The sequence below is a fragment of the Spirosoma pollinicola genome (assembly GCF_002831565.1).
GTDB lineage: Bacteria > Bacteroidota > Bacteroidia > Cytophagales > Spirosomataceae > Spirosoma > Spirosoma pollinicola.
On the sequence record NZ_CP025096.1, the window covers coordinates 3,084,368 to 3,101,348 of the forward strand.

The window sequence follows — 16,981 nt, forward strand, 5'->3', positions numbered from 1 at the left end:
AGGAGGAATCTTCGAACAAGACGAAGTGCTCCAGTTTACCAAAGATTACCGCTATTGAGGCTCGGTCTTTTATTGGGCCGACAGAGCCAGGGCAAAATACCGCGAAGCAAGTTATTTAATGAGCAAGCTTTCGTAAGATCCCAGTTATTGAGCCGTATTTGACGTCTCTTTCGCTTCGGCAATTTTCTCGCGTGCCACCTCCAGATCATCCCCCTCAGGTTCAGGTATTTCTACATCCGCAATAACCTGTTCCTGATCAGGTACATATGTTAACGCAATGAACATAGGAAAGTGATCGGAACCGCAATTTGGCAAACGAAGAATCTTCTGCAAGTGAAAATGGGGCGACACAAACACATGGTCCAACGGCCAGCGCAAAAAGAAGTACCAGGCATGAAAGGTGTTGTACAAACCCCGGCCAATGCGCGGGTCAAGTAAGCCGCTCACGCGCTGAAACAAACGGGTGGTGTGCGACCAGGCTACATCGTTCAGATCACCTGCCACGATGATGGGACCCACCTTTTCTCTGGCTTCTTTGCCCACAAGCAATAATTCGGCATCGCGCTCGGTTGACCGGTAATGCTCTGTTGGGCTGGGAGGCATAGGATGAACACCATAGAAATGAACGATCTGAGCCGAGGGTAATTCAAGTTGCGCATAGACTGACGGGATATCGTCCTGAATCAGGAAACGCAGCTCGTGTTGGCGAATCTGGAATCGCGAGTACAGCAACATGCCGTATGTATTCTCCAGTGGATATAACACCTGGTAGGGATAATCTTTCTCAATCGACGATATCTCGTCTTTCCATCGCTGGTTAGCCTCCAGCAGCATCACCACATCAGGCTTGTGTTTGTTTACCAAATCCCGAACATCAGCCGTTCGGGTATTATCCATCAGAACGTTGGATACCAGCAGCCGGATGGTATTATCCTCCACTTTGTCATTGCCTATTCCCGCAACCAGGCGGACCACTTGTTTTCGATGGAGGGGTGTAAAAGGATAAATTAACCAGCCCTGATAAATCAGCGTTGCAAACAGACCCAGAGGCACAACGTAAAAGAAATCGGACATGGTGTGCGGCACGACAAACCAGCTAATGAGGCCAACAGCGGCCAGCACTGTGAGTTGTAAATGCGGAAAATCCCACATGCGAATCCACCAGTAATCAAGACGGATAAGATTTAGGAACGAGACGACTGTAATAACAAGAGCATACGTAAGTAAAACGTAATCGACAGTGTGCATGGTGGTTAAATGAATAGCTAATGAAGAGTGTAACTGTAAACTATGCACAGCGGTTTTGTCAAACATAGATAAACATCCAATAATCAGATAGTTACAAAATTATATATGTACAATCATTGCCTGCACAAACAATCCGGTAGTTCGATACCATCTGGCAGTGGTTGACTTTGTTAAGTCATTATTACCATTTTATTTTTATATGATCTATTTTAACTATATACGCATTATACACCGTAAAAAATGCGACCTTGGTTTACAGTTAGTTACGCAGACAAATAGAAATAAAGGTTAGGCAGGGATACATAATCTATCATACATATAGAATAAATATTTTAAACAAAGTTTACCTTTTTAGCCTTAGACTGAGCATGAACTACGAAGCCGATTCAACGCCATTATCGAACGTCATGCCTTCTGCAACGGAGGAAGAATGGATGGAGCAAACCCACCGGATTGCGGTTATCCAGGAGCAGGTTCAGGTGAACAAAAAGGTGATTGAGACGGGTGTAGTGACCATAGCTAAACGCGTACATGAAGATAAACAGATTGTTGATCTACCAGTTGTTCGGGAGGAAATTACGGTTGAACGGGTAGCCATCAACCAGTACGTGGAAACGTCCCCCAGCGTTCGTTATGAGGGCGAAACCATGATTATTCCTGTTTTGCAGGAGGTATTTGTTAAACGGCTCCTACTGGTCGAAGAGGTACATGTGATCAGACACCGGGTACAAACGAGTGAGCCGCAGGAAGTTATTCTGCGAAAAGAAGAAGTCGTGATTGACCGAAGACCGGTTACTGCCGACCTCCATGAAACGAGTTAAATGTAGTGAATCAAATAGATCAAGTAAACTCAACAAAACCACAGAAAATGGCACAGCAAACAGTAATCGGCGTATTCGATAGCGCATCAGATGCGCAACAAGCCGTAGACCAACTAGTTAATAACGGTTTCTCACGTGACAGCATTGACCTGTCGGCTCAACAATCGTCAGCGTACACCGACAGCACCACCACCCGCGTTGATCGGGACGATGACAACGATCACGACAGCGGAATTGGCGGTTTCTTTAGTTCACTGTTTGGCAGCGATTCCGATGATTCACGCAAATATTCAGATGCAGCTAGTCGTGGTTCGCTGGTAACAGTTCATGCTCAATCGTCGGACGAAGCGGAGCGAGCAGCTGATTTACTCGATGAGTATGGTGCCGTTGACGTTGACGAACGGGCAAATGAATATGGTACAACTCAGTATGGCTCTACTCAATCGTATGGAGATACTGCCTACACGGGTACTACGGGAACTGGCCTTGCAGACACAACAGACTACAATACTACGTCTGATTTGACCAACACAACGGATCGGAATCTATCAACAGATCCCAATCAGACGCTTAAAGTAATCGAAGAAAACCTACAGGTAGGCAAACGGGAAGTTGAGCGGGGTGGTGTTCGGGTACGCAGTCGGATTATTGAAAAGCCGGTGGAAGAAAGCCTGCGCCTGCGCGAAGAACGGGTTAGTGTGCAACGCACGCCTGTCAACCGTCCTGCTACAGCCGATGAACTGAATGCCTTCCAGGAGGGACAGATCGAACTGGTTGAACGTGCCGAAGTACCCGTTGTTTCGAAAACGGCCAACGTCGTTGAAGAAATCTCGGTTGGCAAAGAGGTGAACGAGCGCGTTGAGACAATACGCGATACCGTTCGCAGCACAGATGTAGAGGTTGAAAACCTGCCAGATCAATCGGGGCAAACGACTCGTACCACCGGGTACACAGGTACCTCTGATCTGGATGACGATACGAATACTAGCTATACCAATCGGTAGTAAGTCAATAAAGTGAATAGCCCGGTTCTGGAAACAGAACCGGGCTATTTTTATGAAAGTTGTTTGACCGTTCTCTAACGAACAACTCAATGATCAACTAAATTAACTTTCAATCTCCATTTCGAGCAAGGCATAACTCAGGGTTTTTCCGTGAGGATCCATTGTAAGTGAAGTCGTTACGCCACCTGTTAGCGCCTGTTGACACACAAACTGAAGCGCAGGCAGGTTCGGCATTTCGTAGCGGGTTACCTCACCCGAAACAATGTCGCGTAAGTGGTTCTTTACCGATTCGGCAGTAACCTGCGTGCATAGCAATGCGTAATCCTCATCATTATAAGGAATCAGGGAAAGCGTTAGCGTATTGCCTTTGTCGCCTGCCCGGCTATGGGCCAGTTTATAGAGTTTGATTTTCAAGCGTGTCGTAGAATGAATTGGGGTGTTAGTTTAGTGCGGGGGATAAGTGTCGAAACGATGCCCACAACCTCGTGAATGTACTTACGAGCCCCGCCCCCACCGGCGGGTCCGTTGGTATAAAGCGCTTCGACCTCTTCGCCTACTAAAGCGGCCTGTTCAGCAGTCTTGGCACGGCCCGCTACCCGCAGCCGAATCTCATACGGATCAGGGTAAGTACCGAAGGTTTTCCGGTGAACGGATACACTACCGATGTAGTCGATGCGCAGATCAGGGAAGCGGTCTTGTAGCCGATTCTGAATGATTGCTCCGGCTAATTTTGCCCGACCCAGGGCATTCGAACCCGCATAGGACAGTTCGCCTTCGCCAATATAACCGGCTTCATAACCCACGCTTACTTTGAGCGTATCAGGTCGAACCTGTCCCCGCCCACCCGTAGCACGCACCTGGTTTGGGGCGGTTTGGGTTAAATGTACCTGCGTAAAATCGGCAATAACATCGGGCGTGATGTAGCGGCTGGGGTCCATGACTTCATACAATAATTGCTCTTTGGCCGTTGCAACGCTCAGTAGTCCACCCGTACCGGCTACCTTGCCAAAGACCGCTGTACCATCTGCCGAAATATCCGCAAACGGATGGCCCAGGTGCGCCATATCGGGTAAGTCTTTCTTATCGGGATCGGCAAAGTAACCACCCGTAAGTTGCCCCGCGCATTCCAATAAGTGGCCAATCACGGTTCCCTGTCCAATCTGGTTCACGTCGTCCAGCGACCAGCCGAACTCATACGCCAGTGGAGCTACAAATAGAGATGGGTCGGCTACGCGGCCCGTAATGATGATCTGAGCAGAGGTAGCCAGCGCAGGCAAAATTGCGTCGGTGCCGAGGTAGGCATTTGCCGAAATCAGTGGCGCGGAATCCGTTAATGGTTTTCCTGTTTCCAGTGCTTGTTCATTGCCCGTGAGCTGATCGAACACATCGTCGCCCGTAACAGCGGCTACCGTGACGGACAGGTTCATTCGTCGGGCAATTTCGCAGATTTTTTCGGCAGCGGCCAGCGGGTTGGCCGCGCCCATGTTGGTAATCAGGCGCACGTTGTTGGCCAGCAAATCGGGCAACAGGCTTTCGATTCGACGTTCGAGCAAGGGGTCGTACCCTTTGGTTGGGTCCTGACGTTTGCGTTTTTGCGCGAGCGAAATGGTTCGCTCGGCCAGGCATTCGAGCACTAAATAATCCAGCTTTCCCTCCTGAACCAGAATCACCGCCGGTTCGAGCCGGTCACCGGAAAAGCCAGCGCCACAGCCAATTCGGATAGTTTCTTTCATAGATGAATTGACCCGGTCAAGAGAGCCGCCAGCGTCATAACGAGCGTAGTACCGAAAGCCCATTTAAGGATAAATTTCTGGTGGTCGCCCAGATCAACCTCCGCCAGACCAATCAGCAAAAAAGTCGAGGCAGTGAGGGGGCTAACCGGGAAACCAACAGTCATCTGCCCCAGCAAAGCTGCCCGCCCAATTTCCAGTGGGTCAATGCCGAATTGCGTCGCCGTTTGGCTCAGGATCGGCACTACACCAAAATAATAGGCATCGGGCGTAAAGAGCAAACTTGCGGGCATACTGGTAATGGCCGTGAGCGTTGGCAGCCAGTTGGCGTGTTGTTGCGGAATCAGCGAAACTACCGATGTTGCCATCGCATCGATCATGTGGGAGCCTGTCAGGATTCCCGAAAAAACACCGGCGGCAAAGATCATACTCGACACCATGAAAATATTGTTGCCATGACTGCGCACAACCTTCTGTTGGTCGGCCAGTTTGGGATAGTTGATGAGCAAAGCCACCACGCTCGCCACAATGAAAAGGGCCGCGGCCGGAACCCAGCCTTTCATGAGCGTGGTGATGAGCGCAATGGTCAGCACAGCATTTATCCAGAAGAGTTTTGGGCGACGGAACTGCCGCTGTTCATCGGTCAGGTTTTCGTGATGAACATAGCGCAGGTCAGAAACACCCAGGCGTTTCCGCTCTTTCAGGCCAAACCAGTACGCCACAAACAACACCCAGATAACACCTGCAATAATGGCTGGAATATTGGGGTTGAAAAGTTGCGTTGCATCTGTTTTCAAGGTCGAAATGGCCCGCGCCGACGTACCCGACCACGGAACCAAATGCATGGGTCCAACGCTCAGCGCCACAATGCCCGACAGCATCAGTCGATTGATATTGAGTTGTTTGTAAATCGGCAAAAAAGCCGACATAACGATCATAAATGTTGCCGTTCCATCGCCATCGAGGTGAACGATCATGGTCAATATAGCCGTTCCCACAATGACCTTGAGCGGGTCGCCTTTGACATAGCGGATGATGGCGGCAATAACGGGATCGAACAGGCCCACATCGAGCATTGTTCCGAAATACAGCACAGCAAACATCAGCAGGATACCCGTTGGGGCCACCTGCTTAATACCTGCCAGCACCATCTCGCCCAGTTCTTTCGGTCCAAAGCCTGCCAGAAGCCCCATGATAACGGGAACCAGCACCAAGGCCGTAATGACCGACAGACGCTTGGTGATAATCAGTATTAGAAAAACGCCAATGGTGGCGAACCCTAAGAGAGACAGCATGGTATAGGGTATATTTTCAATACAGACAAACGTTTTGGGATGAGGTTACTTTTGGGGCAGGATTACAGGATGGTCAGTCCGTTTATGGCCTATAATCCTGCTCCAAAAGTTTATTTACAACGACTTCCCGGCCACAATTTGCAGCAATTCTTTATCAGGGTTGGTTTTCACCTGATTTACGTTGTCGAGAATCATGGTTGCCCCATTTTCGGCAGTGTAAGCTGGCCAGGTGGGTAAACCCTTATGATTCGGGTTACCCGTCCGGGCGAAGGCGATCCAGGCCCGGCTCATTTTGTCGGCAAGGGTTTGAGCTTCTTTTCCACCACCCGTCATTTCTTCACAACGGCTGATATTATCGAAAGCAAAGGGGATTTCCATACAGTGCATAGCTTTGTACATGCCATCCATTACCGGCGACTGCCAGGTGAACAGGTACATATAAACCGGAGCCGCGCCCGGAATTGCTTTCCCGTTTGCCTGTTTAACGGTGAGGGGGCGAAAGTTGAAGTCAATGTCCAGGTAATCTGATGGTTTCACCGTTTCGGGATAGGCTTTCTTAACAGCCGCCATATACGCGTCGGCTTTGTCGCCGTATTTCTTCTGCACATTCTCTTTTACCCCGTCCATCGTAATGTCGCGGGTGGCGGGGTTGAACGGAGTAAACTCATTTTTAGTCGAGCCGACCAGCAGCGGAACATTTTTCGACAGTTCTATTGCGGCTGCGTCTGTAGGTTGATAGGGCAGGAAACTACCGTCGTGAATTGGTCCCCAGCCCAGTCCGAAAGTAGGTTTCCCTTCGGCTTTCATCCCGTCTGATACTTTCTTCAATGCGCGTTTGCTGGCGGCATTCAGGCGTTCATAGGATATTTTCTGAAGTGAATCGACTTGGCTGGGTTGTAAATTCAACTCTGTCAGTAAGGCAGCACTCACCTGCTTCATCAGCGCACTTTCCGTAAAACTGGTAATGTAACTGCCGCTTTGCACAATGGCTTTGTGGAACAATCCTTTTGCCGATGGCGCGTTCATGAGGCTGGTCACTTTACCACCCCCGCCCGACTGGCCGAATATGGTCACGTTGTTCGGGTCACCACCGAACTGATTGATATTCTGCTTCACCCATTGCAGGGCAACTACCAGATCCATCAGGCCCGCATTCGCTGAATTTTTGTACTTTTCACCATAGGCCGACAAATCCAGAAAACCCAGCACATTGAGCCGGTGATTGAGCGTAACTACGACAACGTCGCCTTTTTTGGTCAGATTTTCGCCATCATACGATGGCAATTCGACAGATGAGCCAGCCGTGAAACCACCTCCGTGCAACCATACCATAACCGGTCGTTTTTGAGCAGGCGTGGCCTGTGGCGTCCAGACGTTCAGGCTCAGGCAATTTTCGTTGGTAAAGCCCCAATCGTGGTGAAAGGGAAATTCAATGACATCGTTTGTCGTCGTTGTTATGTCCATCGGGCAAACGGGGCCGTAAGTCATCGAACTCCGAACGCCTGTCCAGGAATCTGGTTTGGTGGGGGCTTCAAACCGTTCGGCTTTCGCATACGGAATGCCTTTAAACGTAAACGTGCCATTGTGAATATAACCCCGCACACTGCCCGATTCGGTGCTTACTGTGGCGATACCTTTTCCCGCCACAATGGGCGAAGCGGTTTCCTTTGCTGATTGCGCTACGGCCAGCAGCGGCAGGCTGAGTACCAGCAGAGAAACGAAAGTTGATTTGATTTTCATGAAAGCAGGGGTTGGTAAGATGTTTCAGTATTATTGGAAGGCACTAATCTGTTAGAGATTACTTCATAACAAACACCCCATTCGCTTTGAGGATGTTGCTGAAGAACAGCAGTTGGTAAGGCAGGGCATTTCCCCAATATTCCCAGGTATGGGCACCGGGCCGCTCGGTATAGTCGTGCGGGGTTTTGTTCTCCATTAATCGACGGTGCAGATCACGGTTTGTTTCGATCAGGAAATCATCGACACCAATATCGAAGATCAGCGGCAGATTATTGGCCTTAAGCTGGTCGGCCAGTGTTACCATTGTATAGCCTGGATAAGGTGCATCGCCCTCTTTAGCTGTCCCCAAAAGTTTAACAAAATTATCGGCACGTGATTTGGCGAAATCGGCGGGGACTTTCCAGGTAGCGGTGTTGATGTTCATAACACCACTCATACTCCCAGCGGCCGCGTACAGCTCAGGGTGGCGGCTCGCTATAAACATAGCGCCGTGCCCGCCCATCGACAAACCGGCAATGATCCGGCCCTTTTTGTCGCGAACAGTCTTGTAGCTACTGTCAATTTTGTCGATCAATTCTTTCGAAATAAACGTCTCGAACTGGCTGGTTTTAACCAGCGGACTATCGAAGTAGTAGCTGGTTGGGTCGCCATCGGGTGTGACGATGATCAGGTTATACTGATCAGCCATCCGCTGCAACAGCGTCTTGTCGGGCACTTTAGTAAGCCAGTCACGGAAGTTCCCAGAGCCTCCATGTAGCAGATAAAGCACTGGTAGTGGCTGTTTTATTTTCTTGTATCGTTCCGGCAATACGACCCCTGCCCTGAGCGTCCGGCCCATAGCGGCACTGGGAACATCGAGCGAGTCAACTTTTGCTTGAACAGCAATTAAAGGAAAGATTAGCAGACAGATACAGACTGCCAAGCGAAACAAACTCATAGGTAGACAGGGTGATTAATAACGAGGCTCATTGACAAACTATAATGCCCCGATTCTGGGAGCAGATAGCTTTACGTCAAAAATACACAAAGAAGAATCTTTCTAGCAGTATTTGCTTATTCTTTTGTAAAATTTCTTGTAATGCTGGGGTTGCGAGCCTGAAATGAATGGCTGGATACGCTGCCTTGGTGTCAGTTTATTTCCGTAGTGTGAGAAACGGTATGAACCTTTACTTCAAATACCTCACCAATTCCTCAATAGATCGAATGCCTACTGTTTTGGCCTGATCCCGACGCATCATGAGGCAATAGCTATTGCTGAATCCAAGCGGTTTCAGCCAGTCGAGCTGATATTTTTCCTGAAATTGCTGTTGGCAAAATCGATACACCGAGTCTGATTGCATCGTTAACTTCTTGAGGATTGCCGCCGGGGGTTGCAGCACAACCAGCAGACCCGTGCCGGTGTATTCGGGATAAAAATCAATAGCGCCGGTGCGGAGGGCGTCGAAACAGATTTGTGTGCCGCCCAGACCCGTTTTTGTCACGACGCGCAGGCGGGTTTGACCTTCAATCAGTTGCCGGTAAATCTCGGCCAGAATGTACTGTTCGGTAAATACCTTTGAGCCCATGACCACCGTTTCGGGACGGTCACCTGCCGCCGGAATTTTGTACAAGCCCACGCGTTTCAGAAAATCACGAGCCACCTGCTCCGGCGACTCTTTTTTATAATCGGCTTGGTAGTTCAGGGCCGTCATGACAGAATCGGTGAGTTTACCAGCCAAAAGATTGAGCGTTGGGCCGAGATCAGGGTAACGCTTGAGCGTAGTCTGCCGCACAACCGGGGCCGCATCGTAGGGCGGAAATGCATGTTTGGTATCCTCCAGCACCAATAAATTAAACGCCTTAATACGGCCATCAGTGGAGTAGCCACTAATAATATCGACCTGCTCCCTTCGAATGGCTTCATACATCAGATTCTGGTCGATGAGCCGGGGCCGAAGCTGTAGCCCATAGGTTTTCTGCAAGCCCGGATAGCCATCGGCACGGCCATAAAACTCGTGGGCAAAACCCGCTACCAATTTGTCCTGCCGACCCGGCAAGAGGTAAAACGCCGATAGAAACGGCACCAGAATGACAAATGCCAGTGCGCCCACTCTCAGTTTTTTGACAGACAGGTTTTGTAAACGGGCCAATCCAAAATCGAAGCCAACCGCCAGTAAAGCCGCCGGAATGGCCCCGGCCAGCATCATACTGACGTTACTCAGGGCGATGCCGCTAAAAATAAACTCGCCCAAACCACCCGCAGCGACATAAGCCGCCAGTGTAGCCACACCCACATTGATGACGGTTGCCGTTCGTACACCCGCAAAAATAACAGGCAGCGCCAGCGGTAACTCGACCTTCGTCAGGACCTGATTTTTGGTCATACCTACCCCCGTTGCAGCTTCTTTTATTGACGGGCTAACTTCCGTAATACCCACATAGGTGTTCCGAATAATGGGCAGCAATGCATATAGAAACAATGCCACCAGCGCCGGGCCAACGCCGATACCCAACAGCGGAATCAGGAAGCCCAACAGCGCTACACTCGGCACGGTTTGCAACACGCCAGCCACGCCCAGAACGCCACTCGCCAGCCGGGTTCGACGTGAAATGAGAATGCCAAGGGGTACACCAATCAATAACGCCAGCAACAAGGACACAAACGTTAACCCGATGTGGGTTAACGTTTGCTCCAGCAGTTTATCGGCATGATCGCGGATGAACAGGAAGAAGTTAGTCATGTAGCCGATGAGGTTTGTCGTCCAGAAAATCGCGAACAAAGTCAGTGGCCGGGTTCGTCAGTAACTCGTCAGGCGGACCGATTTGGACAATCTGCCCCTTGTCCATAAGCGCAATACGGTCGGCGAGTTCGAGGGCTTCACTCACATCGTGCGTAACCAGAACGACGGTCGTTTCGCGCAGTTCATTCAGTCCGAACAACTCCCGCCGAACGTGTTTCCGGGTGAACGGATCGAGCGCGCCAAAGGGTTCGTCCATGAGCACCACGGGCGGATTAACAGCTAATGCCCGCGCCAGTCCAACGCGTTGCCGCTGGCCACCACTTAATTCGGCCGGGTAGCGGGTTAGCAATGCGACGGGTAACTGAAGTTTCTCCATTAACTCATGAGTTCGCTCCTGTATTCGGGCTGGCTCCCAATTGAGTAGTTTGGGCACAGTAGCAATAGCATCGGCAACGGTGTAGTGCGGAAAAAGACCACCATCCTGAATGACGTAGCCAACTCGCCGGCGCAACTCAGGGCCCGCCTGCTGTCGTACATCAATACCATCGACAGTGATTGAGCCGGAAGTTGGCTCAATCAGTCGGTTGATCATTTTGAGCGTCGTGGTTTTACCGCACCCACTCGTTCCGAGCAACACCAAGGTCTCGCCCTTCCCTACCGTGAGTGATACGTCATTAACAGCTGTATAAGAGTCAAATTGTTTGGTCAGATTTTGGATTTCGATCATTCAACTACTTGTACGCCTTTCCAGAACGCTACCCGGTTTTTGATTTCGCTAGCGGCCGATTTCGGTTCGGGATAATACCAGGCGGCATCAGGGTTGGTTTTGCCGTCGACCGTCAGGGTATAGTAAGATGCCAGACCTTTCCAGGGGCAGGTTGTGTGCGTTTCGCTATCGACCAGAAATTTAGCCTTAACCGAATCTTTCGGGAAGTAATGATTATTTTCAACAATGACGGTGTCGTCACTTTCGGCGATGGTTTCACCGTTCCAGATAGCTTTCATAATAGTGTTATTTATAGGGTTATAAACTAACAACCCTATAATTCAGCAACTAGTTTTTACTTCATCACCTGAACCTCAATGACTGAGTTATCGTACACCCGGTGCGTTGCTTTCTGGAAGTCAGCGGCATCGGCTTTGTAGATGTTATCCACATATTTCTGTGGATTCCGGTCGATCAGCGGGAACCACGTACTTTGCACTTGAATCATGACCCGGTGACCTTTTTTGAAAGTGTGCAACACATCCTGTACCCGGAAATTCACGTCGGTTACTTCACCCGCTTTGAATGGCTCCGGCTTCTCGAATGAGTTGCGGAACCGACCGCGCATAACTTCCGAACGAACCATTTGCTGGTAGTTACCTAATGTGATGTTTTTGTTCGGCATGTAAGCATGATTCGGTTCGTTGGGCGGGTACACGTCGATCAATTTAACTACCCAGTCGGCATCGGTACCCGTTGTGCTCACTTTGAGTTTGGCCATAATTTCGCCCCCCAGCGTCATATCTTCGGTCAGCACCTCCGTCTGGAACGTCAATACATCGGGCCGACGGCCTGCAAACCGTTGATCCTCCGACATATAATTGAAGGGTGTGAATCCTTGTGTCGTCGTAATATCTTCCGTATACGGAACAGGCTTCATGGGGTCGCTGATGAATTCCGAGAACAGATTGTTCGTTGCCTGCATTGTCCGATTGTTTGCCAGTGTCCCATCCGACATCAGGAAAAACTGCTTAACAGGAGCATCGGCAACGGGCCATTTGTCGAACGTTTTCCATTCGTTACGACCTGTATTGAAGAGGTAGGCTTCGGGTAGCCCGGTTTTGCCATCGCCCGCTCCTTTCAGGAAGTGAGTAAAGAATTTCGCTTCGATATTCCGTTGATAGAACGTCGCGATGCTATCGCCAAAATAAACATTACTGTGCAGCGTATGGCCCGTCTCACGCGACCAGCGGCCATGCCCAAAGGGTCCCATCACCAGCGTATTATAGGCATTGGGAGTACTCTTCTCAATTGTTTTGTAGATGTTTAGCGGCCCATACAAGTCTTCGGCATCGAACCAGCCACCAACGGTCATCACGGCGGGTCGGATGTTCTTGAGGTGTGGCAGAAGGCCCCGTTTCTGCCAGAATTCGTCGTAGTTCGGGTGGTTGACCGTTTCCTGCCAGTAGAAATTATCCTTGTAGTATTTATCCGCATTTTTCAGCGGCCCCAGGTCATACTGCCATTGAAAACCATCATTCGAACCGGTTTTAATCATCTGGTCGTTATACCAGGCCTTGGTCGTTGGCTCGGCATGCTGGACGCCAAAAACCGGAAACGTAAACAGATACGCTTGAATAAATGCCCCGTTGTGGTGAAAATCATCAAAGAAGAAATCAGCTATGGGAGCCTGTGGCGAAGCGGCTTTTAAGGCCGGGTGCGCGTTTGGCAATGATGCCGCCGTGTAGAAACCGGGGTAGCTAATGCCCCACTGCCCCACCCGACCGTTGTTATTTGGCACGTTTTTGAGTAGCCATTCGATGGTGTCGTAGGTATCCGAGCTTTCATCAATGGCAGTCGTGCTAACAGGCGTGGTGGTCTTCTTTTTTCCCTTCGCCACCACCGCCGGTTGCTGATTGGTAACGGTTGGTGTCATGTTGGTCCAGGTGCCTTCCGATGCCCAACGGCCACGAACATCCTGATAGACAAAAATAAACTTGTCGCGCATGAGCGTTCCCGATGGACCAACCTGTGCCGGATAGGCATCGGCACCGTAAGGGGCCACGCTGTAGCAGGTCCGCTGCATCATGAACGGGTACTTTGCGGTTGCCGAGGCATCTTTCGGCACGTACACGGCGGTGTGTAGTTTTGTGCCGTCGCGCATCGGGATTTTGTATTCGAATTTCTGGTAGTTGTCCCGAACGAAGTTGCCGGTTGAGGTCAGTTGTGCCTGTGCGGGCAGGATTAACGTAACGAGGATAAGTAGGTAAAGCCAGTATTTCATTCTTGTTAGCAGGTATTTTTGGATGAAGTTGCTGGCCGTAAAGATAACGATATGCTCAACACCGCGACCAACAAAAAACGCCCGACATATGTGGGCGTTTTGACGTCATTGTTTACGTTCGTTCATAAGTCCCGGGCTCTGACGTGGACAATTTTGCCATCGCGTTCGATGACGAGGGTGTCGTCTTCACGTTTTGCTTTCTCCACTAATCGCTTGTGAGCCAATCGAAAGCCATCCATTACTTTTTTCGAAATATTTTCCTGTTTAACTGGCGTTTCCATAGCTGTTTAATAAATAATTCCACAAAATCTGATCCAGAACAATCGTCGGCTTTAATAAACCACCTTGCGCTATTTCAACTGGTTCATCTCCACTGTTGTTGATTATGAGAAACGAATCACAAATCGGCAGGTACAAGGTAAATAAATTAGTCAATGCTCGTTCGTATCTCCGATGAACAACGTCAGTAGGAATATTGTGCCCACCCATTGATACTCGTTTCGCTACACGATCAACGGCCATCTCTGCCGATGATAAATATACAAAAAAAAGTGTGATTGTATAACCTGCTTCCTTAGCCCGACGAATTGTTTGCACATACGAACGAGTAGACAATGTTGTTTCGAAGGCAAAATCAACACCTTGTTTCATAAGATGGTCAACCCGTTGCAACATGATTCGTCCAGCCTCAAAAGCGACCGAATCTGGCTTAAATGGCGATAATCCTCTCGCTATTTCATCTGCATTGACAAACTCCCACACATCCAAAACTTCAGGTAGTAGTGTATAAGCAGCAGTGGTTTTTCCGGCTCCATTTGGCCCGGCCATGATATACAAGTTCGGCATTGTATCAATCGGTTTCTTCAAGCGTAAAGATATGCTCTACGGCCTTGCCAAATACCGTTGCCAATTTTAGAGCTAGAATCGTGGAGGGTACGTAGCGGCCTGTTTCAATCGAGTTGATCGTCTGCCGACTCACACCAATGCGATCTGCCAGATCCGCCTGCGACAGGTTATGTTCCGCCCGCTCTACTTTCAATCGGTTTTTCATAAAGCGAGTACTGTGTGGTTATTCCGGTAAATAAGCCACCGAAAACGACTAATAAAGACCAGCAACACCGTGAACATATTGTAAATCATGACGTTAAAAAAGGCCATATCATAAACAGTTAAGATGGCAATGGCCAGGATAATGTAATTAGCATAGACACTCCATTGCAAGGCTTCAAGGCGTAATTGCCCAATCATCTCGTCTTCCACCTTCTCACAGGAAAAGCCTATTAGCAGCAGGCCGATAATAATACCGATAGCAGCTACTTCATCCGTTAGATCCTGATTCTCGGTTACGTGCCCTACCGAATTACCTGATAGTATGGTTATTGACTCACTAAGCCAGTTGGCCGTTAGCCAGCTAATCTTAAAATCTACATATAAAGCCGCCAAGCCAAGAATTGCTGATGGCACGAAAATTAACCAGCCGATTAGCCGGAAACGATGCGGGAAAAGCCACTTTGTTTTCATGTGAATGTAAAGTTTATTTGACACACCAAACGTAAAGCAAGTTTTTCATAATGTCAAATAAACTTTACAAAACAATATTAAAAAAAAATGCTAGGTCATGGATAAAACCTAGCATTTTCATGGCAAGATGGCACGGGTAAATACCCGCGCCAGAGCGCTCACAGCTTGAAAAACCGCTCCATTAGTACCCACTTCTCACCGGGTTTTGCCGTGGGAATTGCTTGCTGGTAGCCCCACATCAGATTCTCCCATTTTTGTACGATGGGGCTGGCGGCATCGGCGGCAGATTTGGCTTCGAACGAAAATGTCTCGTCGGTTTCCATGATCATAAACATCCGGTTGCCAGTGCGGAAAAGCTGCATATCGGTAATACCCGACTCGCGAATACTGGCTTCGATTTCAGGCCAGATTCGCTTGTGGTGCTGTTCGTATTCGGCAATCAGGGCCGGGTCGTCTTTGAGGTCGAGGGCAAAGCAATAACGCATTGGCTTAAGGGGCAATTTCGGGGGCGATGGTGGATGCGTGCAAGTCAGCAGTCGTGATCTGATACCCGCGTGTGGCGTAATATAGAATGTAGGCGAAGCAAACCAAGGGCACCAGCAACGCATACACGGCCCCTTTGGCAAATAAGGCCCCAGCCACGAGTGGCAACAACGCGCCACCTACAATACTCATAATGACCAGCGACGATGCAATTTTCGACTCCACACCCAGCCCTTTGGTAGACAGCGCGAAGATGGTTGGGAATTGGATAGACTGGAAGAAATAGGTAAAACTGAGGGCGATAACAGCCGTCAGACCACCCGTGGCCATCGCCAGAATAACCATAGCCAGTGCTCCGGCGGCATAGACAGCCAATACGGTATTGGGCTTGATGCGGGTCATCAACGAGGTACCCACAAAGCGACCGAGCATGAATAAAACCAGCGCAAACGATGCATGGAAACCCGCTATCTGTGTGGGCGACATATCCGTTGGCGAACCCGTTACCGAGTTAATGATATTCATATAACCTTCAGCCAATGCCCAGTGGCCTTCCCGCGAAAAATCGAGTTTAAGGTCAACAAAGTAGCCCCAAAGCGTAGCCTGCGCGCCTACATTGACGAACTGCGCGATGATACCAAGCGTCAGATGCCGGTGCCGAAACAGGCTCGTAATAGGAATGTTCCCCGCCGACTGCTCTTCCTCCTCCCCCACTTCAGGCATTTTTGTAACAAAAAACAAGACGGTCATCAGGGCTATTATCGTCCCGATTACCAGGTAAGGCCCCTGCACCGAAAGGGCTTCCTGCACCCGAATGGCTTGTGCCTCTACGGGTGCCATTGCTTTCAGCATATCGGGAGTGTATTCGGTTTTCGAGAAGATAAACAACGCACCGATAATTGGCCCCAGAATGATGCTGATCCCGTTGAATGACTGCGAAAAATTGAGTCGCCACTCCGCTTTGTTGGGGTCGCCAAGTACCGTAACGTAGAGGTTGGCGGCTGTTTCCAGGAACGCAATGCCGCACGCCATTGTAAACAGGGCCAGCAGGAAAAAACTATATACCCGCACTTCGGCGGCTGGGTAGAACAGGAACGCCCCGCCCCCGTACAGGAGTAAGCCAAGCAAGATTCCCCGCTTATAGCCAAACTTCCGCATGACATAGCCAGCGGGCAAAGCCATAAAAAAATAGCCGAGGTAGAACGCAAAATCGACAATACCGGCCTGAAAGCGATCCAGGTCCAGCGCGATCTGAAACTGTTTGATCAGCGATCCATTGAGACTGTTGGCCAGTCCCCAAAGGAAAAACAAACTGGTGACGAGCGCGAATGCCAGGCCATAATTTCCGGTAGACCCGGACTTGATCTTTGCCGACGTTGTCGAAGCAGGTAAAGCCATTCTGATTTTAGCGTTTAGGAGGGGGATTAAG

18 protein-coding genes are annotated in these 16,981 nt (G+C 49.7%); 2 read left to right on the plus strand and 16 right to left on the minus strand.

The window, feature by feature from the left end:
• Nucleotides 1-144: 144 nt before the first annotated feature.
• Nucleotides 145-1,248, minus strand: a complete 1,104-nt coding sequence (locus CWM47_RS12875) for an endonuclease/exonuclease/phosphatase family protein (RefSeq protein ID WP_100993854.1) — start codon at nt 1,246-1,248, stop codon at nt 145-147.
• Between the two features lie 368 nt (nt 1,249-1,616).
• Between CWM47_RS12875 and CWM47_RS12880 the strand changes: the two genes are divergently transcribed.
• Nucleotides 1,617-2,069, plus strand: a complete 453-nt coding sequence (locus CWM47_RS12880) for a YsnF/AvaK domain-containing protein (protein WP_240625887.1) — start codon at nt 1,617-1,619, stop codon at nt 2,067-2,069.
• Nucleotides 2,070-2,116: 47 nt separating this feature from the next.
• Nucleotides 2,117-3,073 (plus strand): YsnF/AvaK domain-containing protein, encoded by a 957-nt coding sequence (locus CWM47_RS12885; RefSeq protein ID WP_100988367.1) that lies wholly within the window; start codon nt 2,117-2,119, stop codon nt 3,071-3,073.
• Between the two features lie 102 nt (nt 3,074-3,175).
• Here the strand turns inward: CWM47_RS12885 and CWM47_RS12890 are convergent, their stop codons facing one another.
• From CWM47_RS12890 to fucP, 15 genes are all read right to left on the minus strand, one after another.
• Nucleotides 3,176-3,487 carry an AtuA-related protein gene (locus CWM47_RS12890; RefSeq protein WP_100988368.1) on the minus strand — a complete coding sequence of 104 codons (312 nt, stop codon included), beginning with the start codon at nt 3,485-3,487 and terminating at the stop codon, nt 3,176-3,178.
• Nucleotides 3,484-4,806 carry an acyclic terpene utilization AtuA family protein gene (locus tag CWM47_RS12895; RefSeq protein WP_100988369.1) on the minus strand — a complete coding sequence of 441 codons (1,323 nt, stop codon included), beginning with the start codon at nt 4,804-4,806 and terminating at the stop codon, nt 3,484-3,486. Before CWM47_RS12895 ends, CWM47_RS12890 begins: the two co-directional genes overlap by 4 nt.
• The gene (locus CWM47_RS12900) at nt 4,803-6,098 is read right to left on the minus strand and encodes a CitMHS family transporter (protein WP_100988370.1); all 1,296 of its coding nucleotides are present in this window, start codon (nt 6,096-6,098) and stop codon (nt 4,803-4,805) included. Before CWM47_RS12900 ends, CWM47_RS12895 begins: the two co-directional genes overlap by 4 nt.
• 114 nt (nt 6,099-6,212) lie before the next feature.
• Nucleotides 6,213-7,838 carry a carboxylesterase/lipase family protein gene (locus CWM47_RS12905; protein WP_100988371.1) on the minus strand — a complete coding sequence of 542 codons (1,626 nt, stop codon included), beginning with the start codon at nt 7,836-7,838 and terminating at the stop codon, nt 6,213-6,215.
• A 58-nt stretch (nt 7,839-7,896) separates the two neighbouring features.
• A complete protein-coding gene (locus tag CWM47_RS12910; protein WP_100988372.1) occupies nt 7,897-8,775 on the minus strand; it encodes an alpha/beta hydrolase in 879 nt (292 codons plus the stop codon).
• 229 nt (nt 8,776-9,004) lie between these two features.
• Nucleotides 9,005-10,558, minus strand: a complete 1,554-nt coding sequence (locus tag CWM47_RS12915; protein WP_100988373.1) for an ABC transporter permease/substrate-binding protein — start codon at nt 10,556-10,558, stop codon at nt 9,005-9,007.
• Entirely contained in the window at nt 10,551-11,285 is a 735-nt protein-coding gene (locus tag CWM47_RS12920; RefSeq protein WP_100988374.1) for an ABC transporter ATP-binding protein, read from the minus strand. The genes CWM47_RS12915 and CWM47_RS12920 overlap by 8 nt, the downstream gene beginning before the upstream one ends.
• Nucleotides 11,282-11,563: a DUF427 domain-containing protein gene (locus tag CWM47_RS12925; protein WP_100988375.1), complete on the minus strand. Its 282-nt coding sequence runs from the start codon at nt 11,561-11,563 to the stop codon at nt 11,282-11,284. The genes CWM47_RS12920 and CWM47_RS12925 overlap by 4 nt, the downstream gene beginning before the upstream one ends.
• Nucleotides 11,564-11,619: 56 nt before the next feature.
• Nucleotides 11,620-13,548, minus strand: coding sequence for a CocE/NonD family hydrolase (locus CWM47_RS12930; protein WP_100988376.1), 1,929 nt, complete (start codon nt 13,546-13,548; stop codon nt 11,620-11,622).
• 122 nt (nt 13,549-13,670) lie between these two features.
• Nucleotides 13,671-13,829, minus strand: a complete 159-nt coding sequence (locus CWM47_RS38765) for a hypothetical protein (protein ID WP_170069425.1) — start codon at nt 13,827-13,829, stop codon at nt 13,671-13,673.
• Nucleotides 13,813-14,415 carry a zeta toxin family protein gene (locus CWM47_RS12935; RefSeq protein ID WP_240625888.1) on the minus strand — a complete coding sequence of 201 codons (603 nt, stop codon included), beginning with the start codon at nt 14,413-14,415 and terminating at the stop codon, nt 13,813-13,815. The genes CWM47_RS38765 and CWM47_RS12935 overlap by 17 nt, the downstream gene beginning before the upstream one ends.
• The gene (locus tag CWM47_RS12940; protein ID WP_100988378.1) at nt 14,399-14,599 is read right to left on the minus strand and encodes a helix-turn-helix transcriptional regulator; all 201 of its coding nucleotides are present in this window, start codon (nt 14,597-14,599) and stop codon (nt 14,399-14,401) included. Before CWM47_RS12940 ends, CWM47_RS12935 begins: the two co-directional genes overlap by 17 nt.
• Nucleotides 14,596-15,069: a hypothetical protein gene (locus CWM47_RS12945; protein WP_100988379.1), complete on the minus strand. Its 474-nt coding sequence runs from the start codon at nt 15,067-15,069 to the stop codon at nt 14,596-14,598. The genes CWM47_RS12940 and CWM47_RS12945 overlap by 4 nt, the downstream gene beginning before the upstream one ends.
• Nucleotides 15,070-15,227: 158 nt before the next feature.
• Entirely contained in the window at nt 15,228-15,554 is a 327-nt protein-coding gene (locus CWM47_RS12950; protein ID WP_100988380.1) for an L-rhamnose mutarotase, read from the minus strand.
• 4 nt (nt 15,555-15,558) lie between these two features.
• Nucleotides 15,559-16,950 carry an L-fucose:H+ symporter permease gene (gene fucP / locus CWM47_RS12955; RefSeq protein WP_100988381.1) on the minus strand — a complete coding sequence of 464 codons (1,392 nt, stop codon included), beginning with the start codon at nt 16,948-16,950 and terminating at the stop codon, nt 15,559-15,561.
• Nucleotides 16,951-16,981 lie beyond the last annotated feature (31 nt).